The 25,190-nt window shown below is 59.1% G+C and carries 22 protein-coding genes and 1 tRNA gene; 12 read left to right on the forward strand and 11 right to left on the reverse strand.

Going from position 1 to position 25,190, the window contains the following annotated elements:
* Positions 1-6: 6 nt before the first annotated feature.
* Positions 7-1,230 (forward strand): MFS transporter, encoded by a 1,224-nt coding sequence (locus Q1A75_RS00650; protein ID WP_299552748.1) that lies wholly within the window; start codon positions 7-9, stop codon positions 1,228-1,230.
* Positions 1,231-1,258: 28 nt separating this feature from the next.
* Here the strand turns inward: Q1A75_RS00650 and Q1A75_RS00655 are convergent, their stop codons facing one another.
* The 4 genes from Q1A75_RS00655 to cysS form a co-directional block, all read right to left on the reverse strand.
* Positions 1,259-2,023 (reverse strand): squalene/phytoene synthase family protein, encoded by a 765-nt coding sequence (locus Q1A75_RS00655; protein WP_299552746.1) that lies wholly within the window; start codon positions 2,021-2,023, stop codon positions 1,259-1,261.
* Positions 2,020-2,745 (reverse strand): class I SAM-dependent methyltransferase, encoded by a 726-nt coding sequence (locus Q1A75_RS00660; protein WP_299552743.1) that lies wholly within the window; start codon positions 2,743-2,745, stop codon positions 2,020-2,022. Before Q1A75_RS00660 ends, Q1A75_RS00655 begins: the two co-directional genes overlap by 4 nt.
* Positions 2,742-4,358, reverse strand: coding sequence for a citramalate synthase (gene cimA / locus Q1A75_RS00665; protein WP_299552740.1), 1,617 nt, complete (start codon positions 4,356-4,358; stop codon positions 2,742-2,744). Before cimA ends, Q1A75_RS00660 begins: the two co-directional genes overlap by 4 nt.
* Positions 4,359-4,506: 148 nt before the next feature.
* The gene (gene cysS, locus Q1A75_RS00670) at positions 4,507-5,907 is read right to left on the reverse strand and encodes a cysteine--tRNA ligase (protein ID WP_299552738.1); all 1,401 of its coding nucleotides are present in this window, start codon (positions 5,905-5,907) and stop codon (positions 4,507-4,509) included.
* Positions 5,908-6,120: 213 nt separating this feature from the next.
* On the opposite strand from cysS, the gene Q1A75_RS00675 reads away from it, so the two are divergent.
* Both Q1A75_RS00675 and Q1A75_RS00680 read left to right on the forward strand, forming a co-directional pair.
* Complete coding sequence (locus Q1A75_RS00675) at positions 6,121-6,477, forward strand: MmcQ/YjbR family DNA-binding protein (protein ID WP_299552735.1); 357 nt, start codon at positions 6,121-6,123, stop codon at positions 6,475-6,477.
* Between the two features lie 113 nt (positions 6,478-6,590).
* Positions 6,591-7,763: an aminotransferase class I/II-fold pyridoxal phosphate-dependent enzyme gene (locus tag Q1A75_RS00680; protein WP_299552732.1), complete on the forward strand. Its 1,173-nt coding sequence runs from the start codon at positions 6,591-6,593 to the stop codon at positions 7,761-7,763.
* A gap of 2 nt (positions 7,764-7,765) precedes the next feature.
* On the opposite strand, the gene Q1A75_RS00685 is transcribed toward Q1A75_RS00680, so the two are convergent.
* Positions 7,766-8,356 (reverse strand): outer membrane beta-barrel protein, encoded by a 591-nt coding sequence (locus Q1A75_RS00685; RefSeq protein WP_299552729.1) that lies wholly within the window; start codon positions 8,354-8,356, stop codon positions 7,766-7,768.
* Positions 8,357-8,747: 391 nt separating this feature from the next.
* Between Q1A75_RS00685 and Q1A75_RS00690 the strand changes: the two genes are divergently transcribed.
* Positions 8,748-10,289 carry a trimethylamine methyltransferase family protein gene (locus tag Q1A75_RS00690; protein ID WP_299552726.1) on the forward strand — a complete coding sequence of 514 codons (1,542 nt, stop codon included), beginning with the start codon at positions 8,748-8,750 and terminating at the stop codon, positions 10,287-10,289.
* A gap of 350 nt (positions 10,290-10,639) precedes the next feature.
* On the opposite strand, the gene Q1A75_RS00695 is transcribed toward Q1A75_RS00690, so the two are convergent.
* Complete coding sequence (locus Q1A75_RS00695; protein WP_299552723.1) at positions 10,640-10,888, reverse strand: hypothetical protein; 249 nt, start codon at positions 10,886-10,888, stop codon at positions 10,640-10,642.
* Between the two features lie 236 nt (positions 10,889-11,124).
* Here Q1A75_RS00695 and Q1A75_RS00700 point away from each other — a divergent pair, with 236 nt between their 5' ends.
* A complete protein-coding gene (locus Q1A75_RS00700) occupies positions 11,125-11,592 on the forward strand; it encodes a sigma-70 family RNA polymerase sigma factor (protein WP_299552720.1) in 468 nt (155 codons plus the stop codon).
* A gap of 312 nt (positions 11,593-11,904) precedes the next feature.
* Here Q1A75_RS00700 and Q1A75_RS00705 read toward each other — a convergent pair whose 3' ends face one another.
* The gene (locus Q1A75_RS00705) at positions 11,905-15,561 is read right to left on the reverse strand and encodes a vitamin B12-dependent ribonucleotide reductase (protein ID WP_299552717.1); all 3,657 of its coding nucleotides are present in this window, start codon (positions 15,559-15,561) and stop codon (positions 11,905-11,907) included.
* Positions 15,562-16,153: 592 nt separating this feature from the next.
* Between Q1A75_RS00705 and Q1A75_RS00710 the strand changes: the two genes are divergently transcribed.
* Positions 16,154-16,540, forward strand: a complete 387-nt coding sequence (locus Q1A75_RS00710; RefSeq protein ID WP_299552714.1) for a hypothetical protein — start codon at positions 16,154-16,156, stop codon at positions 16,538-16,540.
* Between the two features lie 6 nt (positions 16,541-16,546).
* On the opposite strand, the gene Q1A75_RS00715 is transcribed toward Q1A75_RS00710, so the two are convergent.
* The 4 genes from Q1A75_RS00715 to pdxH all read right to left on the reverse strand — a co-directional run bounded on the left by Q1A75_RS00715 (position 16,547) and on the right by pdxH (position 18,510).
* Positions 16,547-16,623 (reverse strand) — tRNA-Pro (locus tag Q1A75_RS00715).
* Positions 16,624-16,678: 55 nt separating this feature from the next.
* Positions 16,679-17,188, reverse strand: a complete 510-nt coding sequence (locus Q1A75_RS00720) for a DUF192 domain-containing protein (RefSeq protein WP_299552711.1) — start codon at positions 17,186-17,188, stop codon at positions 16,679-16,681.
* A complete protein-coding gene (locus tag Q1A75_RS00725) occupies positions 17,155-17,691 on the reverse strand; it encodes a cold-shock protein (RefSeq protein WP_299552708.1) in 537 nt (178 codons plus the stop codon). Before Q1A75_RS00725 ends, Q1A75_RS00720 begins: the two co-directional genes overlap by 34 nt.
* Positions 17,692-17,811: 120 nt before the next feature.
* Positions 17,812-18,510 carry a pyridoxamine 5'-phosphate oxidase gene (gene pdxH, locus Q1A75_RS00730; protein ID WP_299552705.1) on the reverse strand — a complete coding sequence of 233 codons (699 nt, stop codon included), beginning with the start codon at positions 18,508-18,510 and terminating at the stop codon, positions 17,812-17,814.
* 53 nt (positions 18,511-18,563) lie between these two features.
* On the opposite strand from pdxH, the gene fabI reads away from it, so the two are divergent.
* The 6 genes from fabI (at position 18,564) to trpE (ending at position 25,161) form a co-directional block, all read left to right on the forward strand.
* The gene (gene fabI / locus Q1A75_RS00735) at positions 18,564-19,370 is read left to right on the forward strand and encodes an enoyl-ACP reductase FabI (RefSeq protein WP_299552702.1); all 807 of its coding nucleotides are present in this window, start codon (positions 18,564-18,566) and stop codon (positions 19,368-19,370) included.
* Between the two features lie 3 nt (positions 19,371-19,373).
* Positions 19,374-19,982: a LysE family transporter gene (locus Q1A75_RS00740; protein ID WP_299552699.1), complete on the forward strand. Its 609-nt coding sequence runs from the start codon at positions 19,374-19,376 to the stop codon at positions 19,980-19,982.
* A 3-nt stretch (positions 19,983-19,985) separates the two neighbouring features.
* Positions 19,986-20,489 carry a xanthine phosphoribosyltransferase gene (gpt, locus tag Q1A75_RS00745; protein ID WP_299552696.1) on the forward strand — a complete coding sequence of 168 codons (504 nt, stop codon included), beginning with the start codon at positions 19,986-19,988 and terminating at the stop codon, positions 20,487-20,489.
* Positions 20,490-20,552: 63 nt separating this feature from the next.
* Complete coding sequence (locus Q1A75_RS00750; RefSeq protein WP_299552693.1) at positions 20,553-21,728, forward strand: aminotransferase; 1,176 nt, start codon at positions 20,553-20,555, stop codon at positions 21,726-21,728.
* A gap of 77 nt (positions 21,729-21,805) precedes the next feature.
* Positions 21,806-23,653, forward strand: a complete 1,848-nt coding sequence (locus Q1A75_RS00755) for a peptidylprolyl isomerase (protein WP_299552690.1) — start codon at positions 21,806-21,808, stop codon at positions 23,651-23,653.
* Positions 23,653-25,161, forward strand: a complete 1,509-nt coding sequence (gene trpE, locus Q1A75_RS00760) for an anthranilate synthase component I (RefSeq protein WP_299552687.1) — start codon at positions 23,653-23,655, stop codon at positions 25,159-25,161. The genes Q1A75_RS00755 and trpE overlap by 1 nt, the downstream gene beginning before the upstream one ends.
* Positions 25,162-25,190 lie beyond the last annotated feature (29 nt).

The raw sequence follows: 25,190 nt of genomic DNA on the forward strand, positions 1-25,190 counted from the left end.
GCACATATGACCTACGTTGATGACACCCGCGCCAAGCGCAACGTGGCCGTTCTGGTCGCGGCGCAGGCCGTCCTTGGCAGCCAGATCACCATGATGTTCGTGGTGGCTGGTCTGGCCGGACAACAGCTCACACCTTACGCCTGTTTGGCGACGCTGCCCATCTCGCTCATCGTGTTCGGGTCGATGACAACAGCGCCGTGGCTGTCGAACGTCATGCAACGCTTTGGACGCAAGACGGGGTTCATCGTAGGCGCGCTTGGCGGGCTGGCCGGTGCGGCCATCGGGGTCTGGGCGCTAAGCATCGGCAGCTTCTGGCTATTCCTCGCGGGCAGTTTCATGACCGGCATCTACATGTCGGCACAAGGTTTCTACCGCTTTGCGGCTGCTGATACGGCTTCTGACACCTTCCGCCCCAAGGCGATCTCTTACGTCATGGCAGGTGGCCTGCTGTCGGCCATCATCGGACCGCAGGTTGTGGGCTATGTGACCGCAGACACAGCTGATGCCACGGTCACGCGCTACATTCCGATCTATTGGGTTGCCATGGGCTTCAACGTGATGGGCATGGCGCTGTTCATGTTGCTTGATATTCCCAAGCCAGCCCCACCGTCAGCGACAGAAGGCGCGGGACGCACGCGCAAGGAATTGCTTCGGGATCCGCGCATCGTGGTCGCCGTGATCTGTGCCGCCGTATCCTATGCGCTGATGAACCTCGTGATGACCTCCACACCGCTCGCCGTGGTCGGCTGCGGGTTTACTGAACCAGACGCGGCAAACGTGGTCACAGTGCACGTTTTGGCCATGTTTGCTCCGTCCTTTTTCACCGGCCACCTGATCTCGCGCTTCGGAGCTGAGCGGATCATGGGTCTTGGCCTTGGCATCCTTGGTGTGGCTGGCGTTGTCGCACTTCAGGGCGTCGACCTCGCCAATTTCTACTGGGCCCTGTTCTTCCTGGGACTGGGCTGGAACTTTGGGTTCATCGGGGCCACCTCCATGCTGGCCGGGGCCCATTCAGCGCAGGAACGGGGGCGTATGCAAGGCATGAACGACCTGATCGTTTTCGGCGGCGTCACCTTGGCATCGCTGGCATCCGGCGGCTTGATGAACTGCGCAGGCGGAGACCCAGTCGAAGGCTGGGCGGCGGTGAACATCGCCATGGTGCCCTTCCTCGTGCTGGCCGGTGGATCGTTGATCTGGCTTGTGATGCGGAAACGCGCAATCGCCGTGTAAGGCGCATCTTGATGCGCCAGCCTGCGGGCTACAGCATCACGCGCCCAGTCACAGCGCTGAAACTCAGCCGCCAGGGCGCGACGGTGGGCACGCGCCCCTCAACCACCATCGCTGGGTCGCGCGCGATCTGATCCAACACGGACCGGACGCCAATCGCAGGCCAGAGCGCTGCCCGCGCCGATGTGGGCAATCGTGGAACCGTAAGGCGCATCCTGATGCGCCCAGCCAAGGCCGCAACACCGTCCTGAGTGCCATCAAGCAAGGGAATGCGGCCCGCGTCTTCCAGCTTGGGAACAGCCCGCAAAAATGCAACAAGCCCAGCCGCCAAGGCAACGGACCGCACAGAACTTTCCTGACCAGCAGGCGCCCCAAGACATTCTGCTGCGGTCCACATCAGGTGGCCCGCCGTCTGGTCGATATAGCTGTCAAAATGCGCCTCATCTTCAAATGGTTCGCGATAGACATCCCAGCGCCGCGCCGCCACGCTTTCGTCCAACCGCCGCGCCATGGCCGCCGTCAGCACCCCAGCCAAAGGCGTTGTGACCTCATGCTTACGCACCTGTCGCCCCTCCGCAATCTCCTCGAGCGCATCCCGCCACCATTGCAAACGCATCTCGGCAATCATCGCCTCTTGCGTCACCCATGGTGCACGTGACACCTCCACATTCAGGGCATAGTGCGGGAACAACACCGCGCGCGCCGACACCGGCGCCGCCATGACCGTCCGAAACCGATCGGGATCTCCCTGCTCGACAATCCGCGCGCAGGGAATGACCATCTCTGGCAGGCTCATTCCGGTGCCACGATCAACAGCGCATAGGCAATCTCGTCCCGGGCGGCATGCCACAGGTCAATCTCACGCTGGCATTCGGCCACGGCTTCCGCGATCACCGGATCGGTGTTGGTCGCCCGCAAATGGTCAATCCGCGCCTGCATTGGGTCATAGTAGGCCATCCAAGGCGCGCCCACGATCATGCGATGATCCAACACCCGAGAGCCGGCAGCCAAAACACGCGCCTCTATCCCGGCAAGATCGGTGATCTGCGGGTACTCTTCCCAAAACGCCGTTGCGCCGGCCGACAAGGGCCCCAAAGCAACCGGTTCGGAAAAGACGACATGCCCACCGGGTTTCAACGCATCACGCCACAGGGTCAGTCCTTCGGTCACGCCCAGAAAATACAGCGCCCCGGCACACCAGATCAGGTCATAGGTCCCACCCGGCTCGGCCATGCTGCCAAGCTCAACGCGCACACGGTCCCCGAACGGCGCAAGACGCGCTTGTGCATGGGTTACAAACGGCTCTGTCGTATCAACCGCCCTGATCCGCGCCTCGGGCAAAGCCTGCGCCAAGGTGACAGTGTCCCCCCCTGTCGCGCAGCCTGCGTCAAACACGTCAACCGCGCCGGAAATGCCAATTCGGTCCAAGGCCCAATGCACGTCCTCCGGAGCACCCGGCCCTTCGCGTGGCAGGTCCTTGTGGACTTCCAGAAAAGCCGACCATTGTTCAGGGGTCATTCCGCACCGTCCCGTACCAGCTTCCACCGGATCGCATCCAGCAGCGCCTCGAACGACGCATCCACTATGTTCGCTGACACACCCACGGTCGACCAGCGCCGTCCCTGCCCGTCCTCACTGTCAATGATGACACGGGTCACGGCCTCGGTCCCGCCTTGCGTGATCCGCACCTTGAAATCGACCAGACGTATATCCTCGACATTCTTCTGATACCGGCCCAAGTCCTTCGCCAGCGCCTTGGCAAGGGCATTCACGGGGCCTCGGTCAGTCCCAAGCTCATCCATGGATTCCGACACAGACAACATCTTCTTCCCATCGACCTTCACCACGACAACTGCTTCGGACAGGGACACCATCTTGTCCCGCTTGTTCTTGCGGCGCTCAATGGTCACGCGATAGCGCTTGACCTCGAAAAACTCCGGCAATAGGCCCAACTCGTCCCGCGCCAGCAGCTCGAACGACGCCTGCGCGGTGTCATAGGAATATCCGGCATCCTCGCGCGCCTTGATCCGATCCAGAATGCGCGGCAAGGCCGGGTCTTTGGCAGGCACGTCCAGCCCCATCTCGGCCAAGCGCTTACGCAGGTTCGACTGCCCCGCCTGGTTCGACATCGGAATGATGCGCGCATTGCCCACCGTATCCGGGACCACATGCTCATAGGTAGCCGGGTCCTTTAGGATCGCCGACGCGTGCAAACCTGCCTTGTGGGCAAAGGCCGACGCCCCGACAAAGGCCGCCTGCTTCTGCGGCACCCGGTTGAGGATATCATCCAGCATCCGGCTCGTCCGCGTCAGGCCCGCCAATGCATCCATCGAAACACCCGTCTCGAACCGGCTGGCATAGGGCTCTTTCAACAGCAGGATTGGGATGATCGACGTCAGGTTCGCGTTGCCGCAGCGCTCCCCCAACCCATTCAGCGTGCCCTGGATCTGCCGCGCACCCGCATCAACAGCAGCCAGCGACCCGGCCACCGCGTTTTCGGTGTCATTGTGGGTGTGAATGCCCAGACGGTTTCCATCGATGCCCGAAGCAATCACCGCCTTGGTGATAGCATGGATGTCATGCGGCAGCGTCCCGCCATTGGTGTCACAGAGCGCAATCCAACGCGCCCCTGCGTCATAGGCCGCATGGATCGCCTCAAGCGCATAGTCCGGGTTGCTCTTGTAACCATCAAAGAAGTGCTCGGCGTCAAAGATCGCCTCGCGCCCATTCGCGACGAGGTGGGCAAAGCTCTGGGCGATGTTGTCGATGTTCTCGGCCAGTGAGATGCCAAGGGCCTTTTCCACATGGAAATCATGGGTCTTGCCAACCAGACAGACGGCTTGTGTACCGGCATTCAGGACGGCAGCGAGGACATCATCATTCTCGGCACTGATCCCCGCCCGCTTGGTCATACCAAAGGCGGTGAAGGTCGCGCGGGTCTTGGGCGCGTCCTCGAAAAACGCGCTGTCAGTGGGGTTGGCACCGGGCCAGCCGCCTTCGATGTAGTCTATGCCAAGAGTATCCAGCGCTTGCGCGATCTGGTGCTTCTCGGGGGTCGAGAACTGCACGCCTTGGGTCTGCTGCCCATCGCGCAACGTGGTATCGAAAAGGGAGAGGCGTTCCTTGGTCACAACACGTCCCCACTCTTCTCTGCTCCAGCCGTGGCGCGAGCGTCACGGCCAGCCCCCGACCGCCCCCCCAGGCGGGGGCTACCCCCCCACCCGCAGCCGGGAGCTGGTCTTTGATTGTGATTCAAACTAGTTGCAAGGGCGATGTTCATCATTCGCCCCCCCAGACCCGAGCTAGTTCATCGACATCGAAACTCGGAAGCTTCTCAGGTTCCGGCCCACTCGGCAAATCGACAACTTTCACCCCAGCGCGCTGCAAACCGTCTCGAATTCGATCAGCTTCCACAAAGTCTTTGTTCCGCCTCGCAGCGTCCCGCATTCGCAAGAGATCAAACACCGCACCCATTTCACCATCATGGAAACCAGGCACTGAAGCCCAAACCGGAACGCTACCCGACCAAAGACCCAGAAGCTCAAGTCCAAAGCGCAGCGAATTGACGTCGCCAGCGTTGGCAAGTTGGTGCAGACGGGTGATTGCCTCAGGTGTATTCAAGTCATCTGCAAGTGCATTTTTGGTTACGGGATCTGGCTCAGATCCTCCAGCGAGACCGACAATGCGATACCACTTCCGCAATGTCTTTTCCGCCTCAGCTCGCTTCTTCTCTGTCCAATCCATCGGCTTGCGGTAATGCGTTGACAGCATCACAAACCGGATCACCTCCCCGGGCACGCCCTGATCGAGCAAATCCCGAACGGTAAAGAAATTGCCCAAGGACTTGGACATCTTCTTGCCCTCGACCTGCAGCATTTCGTTGTGCATCCAAAACCGGGCAAACCCGTGACCAGCGCATTTTGACTGCGCAATCTCATTCTCATGGTGGGGAAACTGCAAGTCGTTGCCCCCACCGTGAATGTCGAACGTATCACCCAGCAAATCATGCGCCATGGCCGAGCATTCGATATGCCAACCGGGCCGCCCCCGTCCCCACGGGCTGTCCCACCCGGGCAGCTCGTCATCCGATGGCTTCCACAGCACGAAGTCCATCGGGTCTTCCTTGTAGGGCGCGACCTCGACCCGCGCACCTGCAATCATGTCATCAACGGATCGACCCGACAGCGCGCCATACTTGTCATACCTGCGCACCCGAAACAGGACATGACCGTCCTTGGCATAGGCAAAGCCTTTGCCTATCAGATCTTCGATCATGGCAACCATTTGCGCGATGTATTGGGTGGCCCGAGGCTCTTTCGTCGGGCGCAATGCACCCAGCGCATCCATATCCGCGTGATACCATTCGATGGTCTCGTCCGACCGCTCGGCAACCAGTTCTTCCAACGTGCCCGATGCACCCGCCTCTTTCCGCGCAAGTGCGGTGGCATTGATCTTGTCATCCACATCTGTGAAGTTTCGCACATAAGTCACTGCATCTTCGCCATAAACATGGCGCAGCAGCCGGAACAAAACATCAAACACAAGCACTGGCCGCGCATTGCCCAGATGTGCGCGGTCGTAGACCGTGGGACCGCAGACATACATGCGCACATTGTCAGGATCGAGGGGCTCGAACACCTCTTTCCGGCGGGTCGCAGTGTTATGAAGCTGGATTGTCATGGCAGGGTCTCGCAAGGCATGAATTCGGGCGCAGGGTTGGCGCGGGCCTAGCAATTCTGATCTGTCATGGAAACAAAGAACCGGCCCGCTGAAGAAATCAGCAGATAATGCAGCAAATGATGCAGATGGTCCGGGTCATAAACTGTCAGTAACGCGCAGGGGTGACACCGGTCAACCCTTGTTTCGGCGCACTGGCCCCGGCACAGTCGGACCATGACACTTGATGACGCAAACCGCATTTGCGCCGCACTCCCCGGCGCGTGGTATCACTCCAGCGCCGACGGCGGGCTTGAGGCGTGGAAAGTCGGCGACAAGATGTTCGCCTGCTACGGCCACGCGCTCGACGGCATCTCGGTCAAAACCGCAGATGCCGAAAGCGCCCAATTCTTGATCGAGATCGGGGCTGCCGAAAAAGCAAAATATTTCCACCGCTCTTGGGTTCGTATCCCCTTCGATCACCCGGGGGCTGAGGCGCTTAAGGACCGCATCCACACCTCCTATGGCATCATCCGCAACAGCCTACCCCAAAAAGCCCAAGCCGAACTCGCCGCCTGGCAAGACGGTACCTGACCTTCTTCTGGCTTAAAATACCTCGGGGGTCTGGGGGCTGGCCCCCAGTCCATGTGTTGACATCCCCCGCCCCCTCTGACCCCTTGGCGCCAACACATGCCAAGGAGCCAAACATGAACCTCTCCCAACGTATGCAAACGCTGACAGGCGGTGGGTCAGATGGCTGGGACGTGTTCATCAAGGCGCGTAAAATGATCGCCGAAGGCACACCGGTGACAGAGCTGACCATCGGCGAACACGACATCCGCACCGCTGCCCTCATCCTCCAGGATATGCACAAAAGCGCCCTTGGCGGCCATACCGGCTACGCCATGGTCCCCGGCACGGACACGCTGCGCGACACGGTGGCAAAACGGACCAGCGAACGGACGGGCGTCCCCACAACCCACGACAACGTGCTGATCACACCGGGTGGGCAGTCAGCCCTCTTTGCCGCCCACGCAGCGGCCTGCGACCCAGGTGACACGGCGCTCTACCTCGACCCGTACTACGCCACCTATCCCGGCACGATCCGCGGGGTCTCCGCCATCCCCCACGCGATCCAGACCCGGGCCGAAGACGCCTTCCAGCCCCGCGCTTCAGACATCACCGCGCACGCCCAAACTGCCAAAAGCCTGCTGATCAACTCGCCCAACAACCCAACGGGCACGGTCTATTCCCGCGACACGCTTGTCGGCATCGCCAAGGTCTGCATGGACAACGACCTGTGGCTGATCTCGGACGAAGTCTATGACACGCAGGTCTGGGAGGGAGAACATATCTCACCCCAGTCTCTGCCTGACATGGCGGAACGCACACTGGTCGTCGGTTCCATGTCAAAAAGCCACGCCATGACCGGCTCGCGCTGTGGCTGGGTGATCGGACCGGAAAAGGTGATTGCGCACCTGATCACGTTTGCGACACACACGACCTATGGCGTGCCCGGGTTCATTCAGGACGCCTCGGTCTTCGCACTGGATCAGGGCCCGAACTTCGAAGCCGAGATTGCCGCACCGTTCAAACGCCGTCGCGCCATCGCACAACGGGTATTGTCAGGCCAGAACACCATCGGCCTGATCCCGACCCAAGGGGCCATGTACCTGATGCTGGACATCCGTGCGACGGGAATGACCGGTGACGACTTCGCGAACGCCCTTCTGGACGAACACCACGTAGCTGTCATGCCCGGCGAAAGCTTTGGACAAGCTGCCGCCGGTCACATTCGGGTCGCCATGACAATTGACGACGCCGACTTTGAACAAGCACTGCACACGCTTACGGCATTTGCCGAAGCCCGCGCAGCCTGAGATCAGAACCGGATCGAACCGCGCACGGTCAGCGTTGTGGCATCCGCATCGACGCCCGAGCCGTCGATGTCGTCAAAGCTGTGCTCCAAAAGCTCCGCCCCAACGGTGTAGCGGTCGTTGATCTGATACGCGACGCCAATACCATAAAACTCGCCCGTTTCGGACCCGATCGATGTGTCCAGATCGGCGACACCGGCTGTGAAGTACCCCAACGTCCGACCGAAATCATAACCGGCCTGCAACTTCAGACGGGCTACGCTATCAACATCGGCCGCACCATTCAGGTCGATATCGGCAAAGTCATAGTCAAGCTCACCGCCCAGAACGAAAGTGCCGAAGTCATATCGGTACCCGACATGCGCACCATATAGAATATCGTCACCATCGGCATCGCCGGATCCATCAACATCGCCATAGCCCAACTGCAAACCGGCATAACCACCCGTCCAGTCACCGCCGAAAGTCTGTACAGGCGCGGGGGGCGGGGGTGCGACAGGCGCCGCAGGTTCGGGTGCTGGGGGCTCCAAGCTGCCAGCAAGGGCCGGGCCAGCCAGGGCCGTTACCAAGCCAATCGCAAAAATGCGCGTCTTCATAAGTCTGCTCCTTTTTTCGTGGCACAGCGCGATCACGCGCCGCCCCGTACACAACGGTGCATGACGCGGCACAGTTCCAGTCCTCACCGCTCACAGTGTAGTAACTGCGCATCAGACCGCCCAAATCCACGCAAAGTTGCAGTAATAAGCCGCGTGCACAGTGTCGCAAACAGACAAGACAGGCGGCGTTTCGCACGTCAGCGTGACAAAGAGTGACATGTTGAAACAAAGGTGACAGGGGGAGTCGCACGCCGTGCAGGGCACCTTTAGCAAGATTTCACTGGTGGCACGTACCATCGGGGCCGAACGCGGCAGAGCCGCGCGTGGGCGACCCCTATCGTTGTGATCTGACCTCACTCGATACCTCGCCACTTACCCACGGACCATGCAAATGAACGACCAATCACCCTCTCGCTCTGGCGGCCGGGCTGCTCGCCGCGCCGCGCGCGCCACCGCCCTCCCCGACCATCTGCGCCCGGTGCGCCCCGGCCTTGAAGGCGGGCGCTACAATCCACTGACCGACGCAGAGGTTCAGCGCATCCACACGGCTGCACTCAACGCTCTCGAAACCATCGGTCTCGCCGACGCTCCACCGTCAGGTGTGGAGTACCTGACCAATGCAGGCGCGATCCTGGGCGAAGATGGGCGCATTCGTTTCCCTCGCGCACTTGTCGAAGACACCATTGCGCGCGCGAACAGATCCATCACACTATGCAGCCGCGACGGCAAGCACGACCTCGGCCTCAGCGGCTCACGCGTCCATTACGGCACGGCGGGTGCGGCTGTGCATATGGTCGATATTGACGGACGGAACTACCGCGACAGCACAGTGCAGGACCTGCACGACGCGGCGCGTATATGCGATGTGCTCGACAACATTCACTTCTGTCAGCGGCCGATGATTTGCCGTGACATCCCCGACACGGTCGAGATGGAGTACAACTCGGTCTACGCTTGCGTATCGGGCACAACCAAACATATCGGGACCAGCTTTTCCGAACCGCATTGCGTGGCTCCGGCCGTCGAAATGCTGCACATGATTGCAGGCGGGGAAGACGCCTGGCGCGCCCGGCCCTTCGTCTCCAATTCGAACTGCTTCGTTGTCCCGCCAATGAAATTCGCGTCAGAAAGCTGCCAGGTGATGGAAGAATGCATCAAGGCTGGACTGCCCGTCCTGCTCTTGTCGGCAGGAATGAGCGGGGCCACTGCTCCCTCGACCATCGCTGGCGCAATCGTCCAAGCGGTCGCCGAATGTCTCGCTGGCCTGGTCTATGTCAACGCTGTCAAACCGGGTGCGCCAGCCATTTTCGGCACATGGCCCTTCGGCCTTGACCTGCGCACGGGGGCCATGTCGATCGGATCAGGCGAACAAGCGCTGCTCACGGCGGGCTGCGCACAAATGCACCGCTTCTATGACCTACCGGGTGGGGCCGCCGCCGGGGCGTCCGACAGCAAGATGCCCGACATGCAGGCCGGATGGGAACAGATGTGTTCCAACGTCATGGCGGGCCTGTCTGGACTGAACATGGTGTATGAAGCGGCGGGCATGCATGCCTCGCTTCTGGGCTTCTGCCACGAAAGCCTGATCCTGAGCGATGACATCATCGGCCAGGCCCTGCGCTGCACGCGTGGGATCGAGGTGACAGATGAAACGCTGGCTCTCGACCAGATGGCCGATGTCTGCATGAATGGCCCCGGCCACTATCTTGGCACGGAACAGACCCTCTCGCGGATGCAATCCGATTGCGTCTATCCCAGTTTCGGCGACCGCACATCGCCCAAGGAATGGGCAGAGCTGGGCAAACCGGATCTATTGGAAAAGGCCACCGCCCGCAAAATAGACATCCTTGTGACACGCCCCGCAGCAGGCTTTGCCAAGGATTTGGACGTGGATATCCGGAACAGGTTCAACATCCACCTTCCGCCATACTGACGCGGTCACACGCCGAACCCAAACTCATCAAACATCCCTCCGATTCACAGCCGGGGGGATTTTGCCCAAACGAGGTCATATGACGCCCCGCGCCAATATGCGTATCCGGTGATCACCGTACGTTGCTTCAAAGCCTACCTGAGCGCCCGTCCCCGGTGCACAGGGGGCGTGCAGAGTGTGGCGCCCTGTCACCGAGCTTAATCTTCATGAAAACAAGGGGAATCCAAGTGCAAATCCTTCACCGCCCTACCTCAACAAAATGAGGCCCGGCCCCTGGGGGGAGACCGGACCTCACACCCCCACCATTCACCACGCGGACAATGACACGCGGCAAAAGTCGGGTGTTCTGGTTAGCCGTCGGTTGGCGGCATCAGACCCGCTTCTTGAGCAGCGGCCACTTCATCAGCGTCCAGAGCGCCATCGGCGTTCAGGTCCATCGCGGTGAAAACATCTGACGTTACATCGGGAAAGCTTGCTTGAACTTCATCGATGGTCAGTACGCCATCCCCATTCGTATCAAGTTCTGCTGCGCCTTGGCCCATGGCAAAGGCAGGAATGGTCAGCGCGGCTACGAATGTCAAAGAAGCAATCTTAGTCATTAGGTGAACTCCTATTGAGTTGGTTGTTGAGGGGCCGTTTCCGGCGCCCTCACTGTACATGAGCACAAATTGCGCCAATACATCCCCGCCTTCACACCCAAGGCCCCAATCGCGCGACCGCCTGCCGATCGGGGTCGTTACAATGCGCGGCGGACTGCCCAAAAAGGGCGCACAAAAGAGATCGGCGAAAACCCCCGGGCTGTTCAATGGATTTGGGAAAGCCCAGCCTCATACACATGACACAGCACATCACTCCCCGCCGCCTGGTGTCGCTTATCCCCTTGTTGACAAGGCGCGCCCGCAGGCTGGCCCGCAGTCGCGCCGAAGCCGAAGATCTGGTGCAGGACACGCTGCTCAGCCTCTGTCAGCGGTTGCATGACGGCAGCCGGGTCGACGATCTGCCTGCTTACGCGATGCGGATGCTGTCCAACCGTGCGCGCCGTGGCTTGCGGGTGCAGGCCACGGATGAATTGGAGGATGATCACGCTCTGACAGAGCCTGACGCACTTCTACGCCTCGATTGTGCCGACACGCTTGCCGCGATTGCAAAGCTACCAAAAGCACAGCGTCAGCTAATGGATCTGGTGGTGGCTGGGGAAACCTCGCCCCGCGCGCTCTCGAACGCCACAGGCCTACCGCTTGGCACTGTCATGTCACGTCTGGCCCGGGCACGGGCAAAGCTGCGGTTTGTTTTGTCTGACTAAGAACCTGAACCATCCCCGCTTTGAAGGGGCGGTGGGTGGGCGAATTTGCAAAGCAAAGAGCGCACTCCACCGCAAAGAAAAAAGGGGGACCAAAAGGCCCCCCTGTGAGTTTCGCCGTTCAGGCTCAATATGTTAACCGCCCGGTACTTTTCTGCCTGCGGCCTGAACGTCGTTAGGGGCGAGCGCACCCGCCCCGTGTAAAGGTGGGAAGGACTAAAGTCGCGCCCCACCCTATTCTGTCTTCGTCGGGAGCCAGACCAGACGAACCGGTCCAGCCCCCTCGCGCCCCTTCCCCGGGGTGCGTAACTTGGCTCAGCTACACCCAGACGTCCCGCCGCAAGTGTTGCATTTCATGCAGGTGCCGTTGCGCACCAGCGTGTAGTTTCCGCACTCTCCGCAGGCCTCTCCTTCGTAGCCCTGCATCTTGGCCTTTGTGCGTGCGTCCATGGTTGTCGTCGCCGCTGTCACGGTGGTCGTCGACACGGACGCAGCTCCATTTACAGCCACTTCTGGAACCAGCGTTTGCAATGCGACCTCGGCGTCCAGACCTGTTTCGGCCATGCCACCCTGTAACACCACAAGGTCCTGCGGCAGACGCTTACGCAGGTAGCCGGTCGAACTGATTTGCTTCAGCACTTCCAAGGACTTGGACGCCGCTGTTTCGGACAGTTCAGAAACATTGCTCACGCCCTCTTCCTCACCACGACCGATGTCATCGAACGTGGCACCCTCGGGTTTCACGTGCGCCAGATCGGTGCGGTCCAGGTAGGACACGGCCAGTTCACGGAACACGTAGTCGAGGATCGACGTGGCGTTCTTGATGCTGTCGTTGCCCTGCACCATGCCAGCCGGTTCGAACTTGGTGAAGGTGAACGCGTCCACGAACTCTTCGAGCGGCACACCATATTGCAGGCCAACGGATACAGCGATGGCAAAGTTGTTCATCATCGCACGGAAGCCAGCGCCTTCCTTGTGCATGTCGATGAAGATCTCGCCCAAGTTGCCGTCTTCATACTCGCCTGTTCGCAGGTAGACCTTGTGGCCCCCAACGATAGCTTTCTGGGTGTACCCTTTACGGCGCTGAGGCATCTTTTCGCGGTGAGATTTCACAATCTCCTTCACGATGATTTTCTCAACAATCTTCTCGGCCAGCACGGCGGCTTTCTCGGCGGGTGCACCGCTTTCCAGCACCTCTTGCGCGTCCTCGTCATCCTCGACCAAAGCAGCAGCCAGAGGCTGCGAGAGTTTCGAGCCGTCGCGGTAAAGCGCGTTGGCCTTCACACCTAGCGACCAGCTGAGTTCGTAGGCACGTTGGCAATCCTCAATGGTTGCATCGTTCGGCATGTTGATGGTCTTGGAAATCGCACCTGAGATGAAGCTTTGTGCTGCGGCCATCATGGTGATGTGGCTGTCAACGCTAAGGAAACGCTTGCCTTTCTTGCCGCAGGGGTTCGCACAGTCGAAGATATGGTAATGCTCTTCCTTGAGGTGCGGGGCGTCTTCCAGCGTCATCGTTCCGCAAACGTGATCGTTCGCAGCGTCGATATCGGCCTTCGAGAAGCCCAGCGATTTCAGCAGGTCAAAGGTTGGATCGTTCAGCTTTTCGGCCGGAATGCCCAGCACGCCTGTGCAGAACTCTTCGCCGAGCGTCCACTGGTTGAACACGAACCGGATGTCGAAGGCGCTTTCCAACGCCGCATCCACTTTGGCCAGCTCATTTGCACCAAAGCCATGTCCGGTCAGAGTCGTATGGTTGATCGCTGGTGAATTGCCGATGGAGCCATGGCCCACCGCGTAGCTGATGATCTCTTCGATCTGAGCCGATCCGTAGCCGAGGTTTTCCAGCGCCGCAGGCACCGAACGGTTGATAATCTTGAAGTAGCCACCACCGGCCAGCTTCTTGAACTTCACCAAGGCAAAGTCCGGTTCGATCCCTGTGGTGTCGCAGTCCATAACCAGACCGATGGTGCCGGTCGGTGCGATCACGGTGGATTGCGCGTTGCGGTAGCCGTTCTTCTCGCCCAGTTTCAGCGCTTCGTCCCAGGCCCCCATGGCGACGTCGATCAGACGTGGATCAGGGCAGTTGGCGTGGTCCAGAGCGACCGGTTTGACCGCCAGCTTCTCATAGCCTTCGGTCGCGCCATAGGCGGCGTTGCGGTGGTTGCGCATGACCCGCAGCATGTGGTCAGCGTTTTTCTTATAGCCCGGGAACGGACCCAACTCACCCGCCATTTCGGCGGAGGTGGCATAAGACACACCCGTCATAATCGCCGTCAGAGCGCCACACAGGGCCCGGCCTTCGTCGCTGTCGTATCCGTGGCCCATGTTCATCAGCAGACCACCGATGTTGGCATAGCCAAGACCCAGTGTACGGAAGTCGTACGAGCGTTGCGCGATCTCTTTCGACGGGAACTGCGCCATCATGACCGAGATTTCCAATGTCACGGTCCAGAGACGGGACGCATGCATGTACTCTTCGACCTGAAACTTTCCGTCCTTGAGGAAGGTCAGCAGGTTCATCGATGCAAGGTTACAGGCTGTGTCGTCCAGGAACATGTATTCCGAACAGGGATTCGAGCCTCGGATTTGTCCGTCTTCCGGGCACGTATGCCAGTCGTTTACGGTGTCGTGGTATTGGATACCAGGATCGGCACAGGCCCATGCGGCGTGGCCCACCTGCTCCCACAGATCGCGCGCCTTGATAACTTTGGTCACAGAGCCATCAATGCGGCTGGTCAGTTCCCAATCAGCATCTTTCTCGACAGCCGTCAGGAAAGCGTTGGTTACGCGGATCGAGTTGTTCGAGTTCTGGCCCGAAACCGAATTGTAGGCTTCAGAGTCCCAATCGGTGTCGTATGTCGGAAATTCGATCGAGGTGTGGCCCTGCCGGGCGTAATCAAGCACGCGCTTGACGTATGTCTCCGGGATAGCAACCTTCTTGGCTGCTTTTACCGCGTCTTTCAACGCATTGTTTTTCTTGGGATCGTAGGCGTCCGCTTCGGCGCCGTCCCATGTGCCGATGGCTTCAAAGATGCCGTTCAGCTTTTCCTCGTGCATCTTGGAGCCTGCGACGATGCTCGCCACTTTCTGCTCTTCGATGACCTTCCAGTTGATGAAATCCTGAATATCAGGGTGGTCCGCATCCACGATCACCATCTTGGCCGCACGGCGTGTTGTGCCGCCGGACTTGATGGCCCCCGCTGCCCGGTCACCGATTTTCAGGAAGCCCATCAGGCCCGAGGATTTACCGCCGCCGGACAAGCTTTCGCCCTCGCCGCGCAGCGACGAGAAGTTGGTGCCGGTGCCCGAGCCATACTTGAACAGGCGCGCTTCGCGAACCCACAGGTCCATGATGCCACCATCGTTTACCAGATCATCCGCCACTGACTGGATAAAGCAGGCATGCGGCTGCGGATGTTCATAGGAGGACTTGGATTTGGTCAGCTTACCAGTCTTGTAGTCGACATAGTGGTGGCCTTGAGCCGGACCATCGATACCGTATGCCCAGTGTAGACCGGTGTTGAACCATTGAGGCGAATTTGGCGCGGCGCGCTGGGTCGCCAGCATATGGCGCATCTCGTCATAGTAGGCACGTGCATCTTCCTCGGTCGAGAAATAGCCACCCTTCCAGCCCCAGTATGCCCATGCACCTGCCAAGCGGTCGAACACTTGCTTGGACGACGTCTCGCCACCCATCTCTGCATCGCCAGTCGCTTCGGAACGCCACAAGAATTCCGGTACGTCCTTCTCTTCGACTTTTTGCAGCTTGGACGGTACGCCCGCTTTGCGAAAATACTTCTGCGCGATGACGTCGCTGGCCACTTGGCTCCATGTGCCTGGTACTTCGACCTCGTCCAGGCGGAACACCACGGTCCCGTCGGGATTGCGGATCTCGGACGCGGTCGTCACGAAATCAAGGTCCGCATAGGCGTCCTGACCGGCTTTGGTGAACTGTCTTTCAATCTTCATCGCGCTGCCTCGTTCCCAGCTGGTGTTCCGAAAGGTGCACCTGACGTTGCAGGGCCCCATGTTGATGCCGACACGAAGTCACTGAACCACCCACCAGACCTGCGTGAGTGTCTGACAAAGCCCCTAACATATGGCGGTGTTTCTGTCCCTCGTGCCCGGCGCGTCACCCATAGTGTTGACCACTAAATGTAGTGGTGATGCACCCGGCTCACACAAACTGACGTATAGGGAGGGTACACGTCAACGATATTTTAAAAGTTTTTTGACATCTTTTTCCTTGACCACTGCAGTCGGTCTTATCGAATGGCATGCCACCCGATTCACTTCGTTAACGCGCTGGCAATGCGACAAAATTTAATCCCCCGATGTCATGCAGAAAACTCGTGCCAATCTGACCACTTAAACAAAGATGTGGATGCTTCACGTGAAGTTATCCACAGTTAACACACGTTAAGACAGAAAGGTTTTGCCGCGCTGCGGAAAATGTGTTGAGTTCGGCCTATCCCTGAACAGAGGCCCTTCAATGCGACCCTTTATAGCCTGTTTCGCGGTCGCGCTTGGCGCCTGCGCACCACAATATGTAGAAACAGTTGTGACATCAGAACAAGATCTGCCCGTTCGACGGGCAACCTTTGCCGCGAATCCCGCGCCGCTGGATGATGCTTTCCGCTCATCTTGCGATGCGCCCGGAGACGAATTGCGGGTGGTATCCGGATCAGTTGTGCAATGCCGGATTTTGCCACCGCCAGATGTCGCAGCTTTTCTGGTGCTGCAATATGACGGTGCGCTCGAAGCACCAACACTCGTGGTGCAAAAGGAAACCGACCGGAACGACGGCGCCTTCGTGGTCGAGCTATCGTATTTCGCGGAAGTCGTGCAAAAATCCGGCAACCCGCGCCGCATCTACATCAAGCAGCGTGCACTGGATCAACTCATGGATCAGTTGCTGGTTGCGACCGGCGGAACAGCATCGAACTAGGTGAAATGGTCGGAGCGAGAGGATTCGAACCTCCGACCCCCTGTACCCAAAACAGGTGCGCTACCAGGCTGCGCCACGCTCCGACCGTGGCGCTGTCTTAGACGGCGTGCGCGCGATTGAAAAGCCCAAAGAATGCAATCAGCAGGGCCAAACTGCGATATCTTGATCAAAGCTGGGGTGTCGCAGTTGTGCGCCTTCACGGATCCCCATCAGACGGGCCAAGCCACCGTTGATTTCAAGCACGTGCGTCAGCCCGTCCCCGCCGGGAATCGGAGTTTCATCCAAAGGAACGGCCTCGTGATGAACTCTGGTAACGGTTCCTGTCGGATCAACGAACAGCATGTCGAGCGGAATAAGCGTGTTCCGCATCCAGAAAGACAAAGGTTGAGGACGGGGATAAACAAACAGCATCCCTTCGCTTGTCGGCATTGAAGGTCTGTTCATCAGCCCAATGGCCCGTTCGCGATTGGTGTCGGCAATCTCAACGTTAAAGCGGGCCGAGCCAAAGTCACCGCGGATCCAGACGGTATCATATATGCACTTTGCTGCACCAATCTGGGCGCAAAGACAAAAAAAGGCTGTTGCGAGGGCCCGACACAGCGGGTTCAGCACGATCAATCGTCCTTTTTGGGTAGCGCAGCTTCCCATGCAAGAACTTCAGCTGCCATGTGACCTCGTTTGCCGTCGATCACCCGCAATGCCAACGCTTCACCGGGCTGCAGGTCGGAAAGGCCAGAACGGCGCAACACCTCTACATGCAGGAATACGTCATCTGAACTGCCAAACACGTTGGCAAACCCAAAGCCCTTGCCTTTGTCGAACCATTTGACACGGCCCGGCTGAAGCGGCGCATCGGTGACATCGTGATGCTCCATCTCTGCCAGGTCGTTGAGGGACGACGAATCCGTATGGTCAGGCGGCGTGATGGAAATGACCTCAACCGCCTGAACGCCACGCTCAGTGTGTTGGACACGGACATTTACATTAGCCCCATCTGCGACTGATGATTGGCCAAAATTCCGCAACACATTGACATGCAGCAGAATATCCGGACCGCCGGCATTGGCCACGATAAAGCCAAACCCTTTTACAGGATCGAACCACTTTACTGTTCCAATGACCACATCCGTATCTTGAGTGTGTTCTGACACGACTTGTCTTTCTATGAGTGCATTATGCCGCATAACAAGACTTGCGCCATTTTCACCTCATAATTCAAGCACGAAATACTGTTTATAATTCAGATATTTACATTTCACGTTACATGAAATTCACGGGCTGAGCCGCGTCACGTGCCACGCTGAACCGGGTTTTTCGCGCCGCCAACAGAACCGATCATGCAGTCGAAACGCGCCGTCAGCCCAGAATTCGATCTCAACGGGTGTGATCCGGTACCCCCCCCAGAAAGGCGGTCGGGACGGGTTTGTGCCTTCCCGCGCCGTGACCTTCGCCACCGTAGCCATCAATGTTGAGCGGCTGTCCAGCGGCGCACTTTGGTCTGACGCCCATGCACCGAGGCGCGATTTTAATGAGCGCGAAGCATAATAGGCGTCGGCCTTTGAGCCATCCTCCTTTTCGACAATGCCACGCACCCGCACCTGCCGCCGCAGCGATTTCCAATGCATGACAAACGCCGCCTTGCCCGCCTGATCCAATTCCGCTGCCTTCGCGCTTGTATAGTTTGTATAAAAGACAAAGGCGTCATCTTCGACGTCTTTCAGCAAGACCATGCGCGCGTTTGGCAAACCCTCCGCATCCACGGTGCTGAGAGCAATGGCGTTGGGATCGTTCAATTCGGTCTCATCTGCGTCCGCCATCCATGCGCGCACGATGTCAAAAGGGTTCTCACCCTCAAATTTCCCGCCCCGGTCTGCCATGTCCGTCTCCTGTTGAGTTTTGAAACAGCTAGCCTCGCGCGCACCCCGGTTCAACTGCTGCACCCTCTCTTGATGCGTCTGGGGCAATGGCATAAAGCTGGCCGCCAGACACAAAGCCGATAACGAGGGACGGGATGGGCAGTAACATGGCGAGCAATCTGATGACGGGCAAGCGGGGTCTGATCATGGGTCTCGCCAATGACAAATCCATTGCGTGGGGCATCGCCCGCACCCTGCACGCGGCTGGGGCGGAACTGGCGTTTTCCTATCAAGGGGATGCTTTGAAAAAGCGTGTTGATCCACTGGCGGCCCAGCTGGGCAGCGACATCGTGCTTCCTTGCGACGTGGGCGACGAAGCATCGATTGATGCCCTCTTTGACGCACTCAAAGAGCGTTGGGGCAAGTTGGACTTCATCGTTCACGCCATCGGTTTTTCAGACAAGAACGAACTGCGCGGCCGCTACGTTGATACGAGTCGGGACAATTTTACCCTGACCATGGACATCTCGGTCTATTCTTTCACAGCCGTAATGCAGCGCGCGGAAAAAATGATGACGGATGGCGGCAGCGCGCTGACCCTCACCTATTATGGGGCCGAGCAGGTCATGCCGCACTACAACGTCATGGGTGTCGCCAAGGCCGCACTTGAGGCGTCGGTCAAATATCTGGCCGAGGATCTAGGCAAGGACAACATTCGCGTCAATGCGATCAGCGCTGGGCCGATCAAGACCCTCGCAGCCTCAGGCATCGGCGACTTCCGCTACATCATGAAGTGGAACGAGTACAACTCGCCCCTGCGGCGAAATGTGACCATCGATGATGTTGGCAAATCGGCGCTGTTCCTGCTGAGCGATCTGGGGTCTGGCACGACGGGCGAAAATCTTCACGTCGACGCGGGCTACCACGTGGTCGGCATGAAGGCAGTCGACGCGCCTGACATTGAAAAAGGGTAACGGATGAGCCTGACACTGGCAGAGCTTGTTGCCTTCAATACCGTCCTGCTGGCTGCATTGCTTTCGCCCGGAGCCGCCATGCTGTTTATCACCAAGGCGACCGTAGCCGGTGGCCGCGCCGCCGGGATTGCCACAGGCATTGGTCTTGGAACTGCAGCGGCGATGTGGACCCTCGCGGCATTGCTTGGACTTGAGGCTGTCTTCACGCTCTTTCCATGGACATATACCGCCCTAAAGGTCGGAGGGGCGCTGTACCTGATCTGGATTGCGATCCAAACATGGCGACATTCGCGCGACCCGCTTGGCGATGCTCCAAAACCACGGGGACAAGCGATCTTGTCCGGAATGCTTTTGAATCTGGGCAACCCGAAGTCGATGCTGTTTGCCGCCGCCGTGATTGTCGTTGTCTTTCCCAAAGGGCTCGCGCCGGCAGATATCATGGTGATCGTGCTGAACCACTGGCTACTCGAACTGGCGTTTTATACTCTTCTCGCTCTTGCGCTGAGTACCCCGCACATTCGACGCGGCTATGTCAGCCTCAAACCTGTTTTCGACCGCATCGCGGCTACACTGCTTGGCGCGCTTGGCCTGCGCCTGATCCTGGAGAAGTAGACAATGGCAGACCGCCTCCCCCACGAAAAAGGGTTCCACATCAGCTGGGATCAGATCCACCGCGACAGCCGGGCACTGGCCTGGCGTCTTGATGGGCAAGGACCAGACAATGGTGCCTGGCGGGCCGTGGTTGCGATCACGCGGGGCGGCATGGCACCGGCGATGATCGTCAGTCGCGAGTTGGACATCCGCACTGTGGATACGATCAGTGTCAAATCCTACCACCACCAAAGTCAGGGCGAAGTTGAAGTCCTGAAAGCACCTGACGCAAACCTGATGGGGGATGGCACAGGCATCCTTGTCATTGATGATCTGGTGGACTCAGGCCGCACCCTCGAAGTTGTGCGCGATCACTACCCAAAGGCACATTTTGCCACTGTGTATGCCAAGCCCAAGGGCGAGCCGATGGTTGATACGTTCATAACCGGCGTCAGTCAGGACACATGGATATTTTTCCCATGGGACATGGCCCTGCAATATGTCGAACCATATCGCGGCACCGACTAATCTCCGTCATCTTGCCAGATAACTACCGTCGGAGGCTCCGGCGCTTTTGAAACGAGCGACCTCATGACCCTGACGCGCACCGCATCCACTTTCGCTCCTCCGGTGATGGAGGCGCGGCGCTGGATTGAAGGCGTCAATTTCCCTGAAGACCGTCCGCTGATCAACGTGAGCCAGGCCGCTCCGGTCGATCCTCCACCGGATGCCCTGCGCCAAGCCATGGCCGATGCAGCTCTGACCAAGGACGACGCGCATCTCTACGGTCCGGTTCTAGGCATGACGGCCCTACGCGCCGGATTGTCTGACCAGATCAACCGACACTATGACGCGCGCACGACGGCAGAAAACATCGCCATCACCTCCGGCTGCAATCAGGCCTTCGCCGCGGCAATAGCCGCACTATGTAACGAAGGAGATGAGGTGATCCTTCCAACCCCATGGTATTTCAATCATAAAATGTGGTTGGACATGAGCGGGGTTGCCTCTGTGCCACTGCCTGCCGGGGACGATATGTTGCCGGATGTCGCAGCCGCGGAGGCTTTGATCACAGACCGGACACGCGCCATCGCATTGGTCACGCCGAACAATCCAGCCGGAGTTGAGTATCCGGACAGACTCGTGCTGGATTTCTTCGAATTGGCAAAGGCGCGCGGAATTGCCCTGATCGTCGACGAAACATATCGCGACTTTGACAGCCGCAGTGGCGCGCCCCACACCCTTTTCCAGCAGGATGGGTGGGATGAGACGTTCATCCATCTCTATTCATTCTCCAAGACATATCGATTGACCGGTCACCGGGTCGGCGCGTTGGTCACATCCCCTGCGCGCTTGGCCGAGGCAGAGAAGTTCCTGGACACGGTTGCCATATGTCCCGGCCAGATCGGGCAATATGCCGCCTTTTGGGGGCTTGAGAACCTTGGCAATTGGGTCGCCGGAGAACGGAACGAAATCCTTGTTCGTCGCAAGGCCATTGCCGATGGGTTTCCTGTGTTGGCGGACAAAGGTTGGGAGCTTATGGGTTTGGGCGCGTATTTCGCCTACATGAAGCACCCGTTCGATATGTCGTCGGCCGAGCTTGCCCCGAAAATGGTGCAGGAGGCGGGCATCCTATGCTTGCCCGGTACAATGTTCTGGCCGGAAGATGCCGTCGAGGGGCGCCAACAATTGCGCATTGCCTTCGCCAATCTCGACGCCCGCGGCATAGATAACCTTTACACAAGGCTGTCAGCTCTGACCCTTTGAATCCCACGCGCTCTTGCCCGTCTCAGGCAGTGCCGTTAGACATCCTCAACCGCAACGACACCCGTTAGAAGGCGCACATGGCCAAGAGCAAAACATCCATCTCGAAAATCGCCGTTTGGATCCTTCTGGGCCTGTTGTTTGTCGGTCTCAGCCTCGGCTTCGGCCTTGATGGTCTGGGCGGTACAATCCGCACCGTCGGCAAGGTCGGCGACAGGCATATCGACGTGCAAACCTATGCCAACACGCTGCAGCGCGAAATGCAGGCGGTTGGGCAACAGACTGGCAGCCCACTGACGTTTGCGCGCGCGCAGGCGATCGGCCTTGATCAAGCCGTGCTGGCTCGATTGGTTCGTGCTCGTGCACTGGACCACGAAGCGGGCCAGATGGGTCTGAGCGTGGGTGACGAAACGATCCGCGATGAAATCCTCAACATCCCGGCGTTCCGCGGGCTCGACGGTTCATTTGATCGCGATGCCTACCGCTTCGCCCTTGATCAGCAGGGCACCAGCGAATCCGAATTCGAGACCCAATTGCGCGAGGAAGTGTCCCGCTCGATCCTTCAGGGTGCCATCCTGTCCGGCATCAGCATGCCCGAAACATATGCCCGCACGCTTGTCTCCTTCCTTGGCGAAACACGCGACTTTACATGGGTGCGTCTGGGGCAAAGTGATCTTGAAACTACGTTACCCGCCCCTTCGGACGAGGTGCTGCGCGCGTATTACGAGGACAATCTGGACGACTACGAGCTGCCCGAAACCAAACGCATTACTTACGCTGCACTGACACCCGACATGATCCTCGATTCCATGGAGGTAGAAACAGCCACTCTGCAAGCCGAGTTCGAGGCGCGCGCGGATCAATACAACCGTCCGGAGCGCCGCTTGGTCGAACGCCTGGTGTACCTTGACGCGGACGCCGCTGAACGCGCCGCCGCACAGCTCGATGTGAACGGCACCACGTTCGAAGCGTTGGTGACCGAGCGTGGATTGGAGCTTGGTGACGTTGATATGGGTGATGTGACCCGCCTTGAACTGGATGCTGCAGGCGAAGCCGTGTTTGGCGCAGAAGTTGGTGATGTTGTCGGTCCCCTACCCTCGTCATTGGGCCCGGCCTTGTTCCGTGTGAACGGCGTCCTGCCCGCGCGGCAGACCAGCTTTGAAGATGCGGAACCCCAGTTGCGCCAGGAATTGGCGTTGGACGCGGCGCGGCGGCAGGTTGCCGTTCTTGCCGAGGAGTTCGACAACTTGTTAGCTGGCGGCGCCACGCTCGAAGAGCTGGATGTCGAAACCGACATGCAGCTGGGCACTATCGACTGGTTCCCGGCTATGGGCGAAGGGATTGCCGCCTACGATGGTTTCCGCGATGCGGCCGTGGAATTGACCCAAGACGACTTCCCAGAAATCGTGCAGTTGGATGACGGTGGTATCTTTGCCATGCGCATGGATGATACCCTGCCGCCCCGCCCCGCGCCGTTTGACGAAGCCAAATTGAATGTTCAGGGCAACTGGGAAGCAGAACAGACCGAAGCCCGATTGACCGAAAAGGCCGAAGCGCTGCTGCCCGCATTGGAAGCCGGCGAGAGCTTTGCCAGCCGGTCGCTCGAATCCATTGTAGAAACTGATCTGGACCGCAGCGCGTTTGTACAGGGCACACCGCCCGCATTCATGCCCGCCGTGTTCGAAATGGAGCCCGGCGACGTGCGCATCATCTCGGGCTACGGAGCGGTGTTGGTGGTGCGTCTTGATGCGATCAACGAAAGCGGCGACACGCCCGAGACACAGGCTGAAACTACCGCGCTGAGCGCTGAGATGGGTCAAATCCTGGCCGGTGAAATCTTCAACATCTTTGGTGAAGATGTCGTGCTGCGCGCAGGGACCCAGATCAACCAGCAGGCGCTGGATGCCGTGCATGTGAACTTCCCCTGATGGCACTTGTCCCCGATTTTGACAGCTTTGCTGCAGCGTATGCCGCAGGCGAAAACCAGGTGGTCTACACACGTCTGGCGGCGGACCTCGACACGCCAGTATCGCTCATGCTGAAATTGACGGGCGCACAAAAGGACGCGTTTGTCCTTGAATCAGTGACCGGCGGCGAAGTGCGCGGACGCTATTCCATCATCGGTATGAAACCGGATCTGATCTGGCGCTGCGACGGCAAAACGTCGTCCATCAACCGGATGGCCCGTTACGATGCGGATGCGTTTGAGCCGCTGGAGGGCAATCCGCTCGACGCGTTGCGCGCACTGATCAAAGAAAGCCGCATCGAACTGCCAGACGATCTGCCACAAGCCGCCGCTGGTCTGTTTGGCTATCTCGGATACGACATGATCCGGCTGGTTGAACGCCTGCCGGACGTAAATCCGGACCCGCTAGGCCTGCCCGATGCGTTGATGCTGCGCCCGTCCGTCGTTGCGGTTCTTGATGGCGTAAAGGGTGAGGTCACTGTCGTCTCGCCTGCATGGGTGAGTGACGGACAATCGGCGCGTGCCGCCTATGCACAGGCGGCGGAACGGGTGATGGATGCGGTACGCGATCTCGAACGTGCAATGCCAGTGGAAACCCGCGATCTGGGGGACGCCAGCCCGCAGGCAGAGCCGGTGTCGAACTTTACCAAGGACGGCTACAAGGCCGCCGTTGAAAAGGCGCGTGACTACATCAAGGCCGGTGACATTTTTCAGGTTGTGCCAGCCCAGCGATGGACGCAAGAGTTTCGGGAGCCTCCCTTCGCGCTCTATCGCTCCCTGCGCCGTACGAACCCGTCACCGTTCATGTTCTACTTCAACTTCGGTGGTTTTCAGGTCGTTGGTGCCAGCCCCGAGATTCTCGTCCGGGTGTTTGGCAGCGAAGTCACGGTCCGCCCTATCGCGGGCACCCGTCCCCGCGGGGACACGCCGGAACAGGACCGGGAACTAGAAGCCGATTTGCTGGCCGACAGGAAGGAATTGGCAGAACACCTCATGCTGCTTGACCTGGGCCGCAACGATGTTGGTCGCGTGGCCAAGATTGGCACCGTGCGCCCGACCGAAGAGTTCATCGTCGAACGCTACAGCCACGTGATGCACATCGTATCGAATGTTGTCGGTGAATTGGCCGCGGGCAAGGACGCGCTTGATGCGTTCTTTGCCGGGATGCCTGCCGGAACCGTATCGGGCGCACCCAAGGTTCGCGCCATGGAGATCATCGACGAATTAGAGCCGGAAAAGCGCGGCGTCTATGGCGGCGGCGTTGGCTATTTCAGCGCCGGTGGCGACATGGACATGTGCATCGCCCTGCGCACAGCAGTGGTTCAGGACCAGAAGCTTTATATCCAGGCCGGTGGTGGCGTTGTGTATGACAGTGACCCCGAGGCCGAATTCATGGAAACGGTCCACAAATCCGGCGCAATTCGACGAGCGGCGGCGGATGCCGCACGCTTTGGCGGCGGCAATCAGTGACGCCCTTGCATTTAGGTAGGTGGATTGGG

The organism is uncultured Tateyamaria sp., assembly GCF_947504105.1.
GTDB lineage: Bacteria > Pseudomonadota > Alphaproteobacteria > Rhodobacterales > Rhodobacteraceae > Tateyamaria.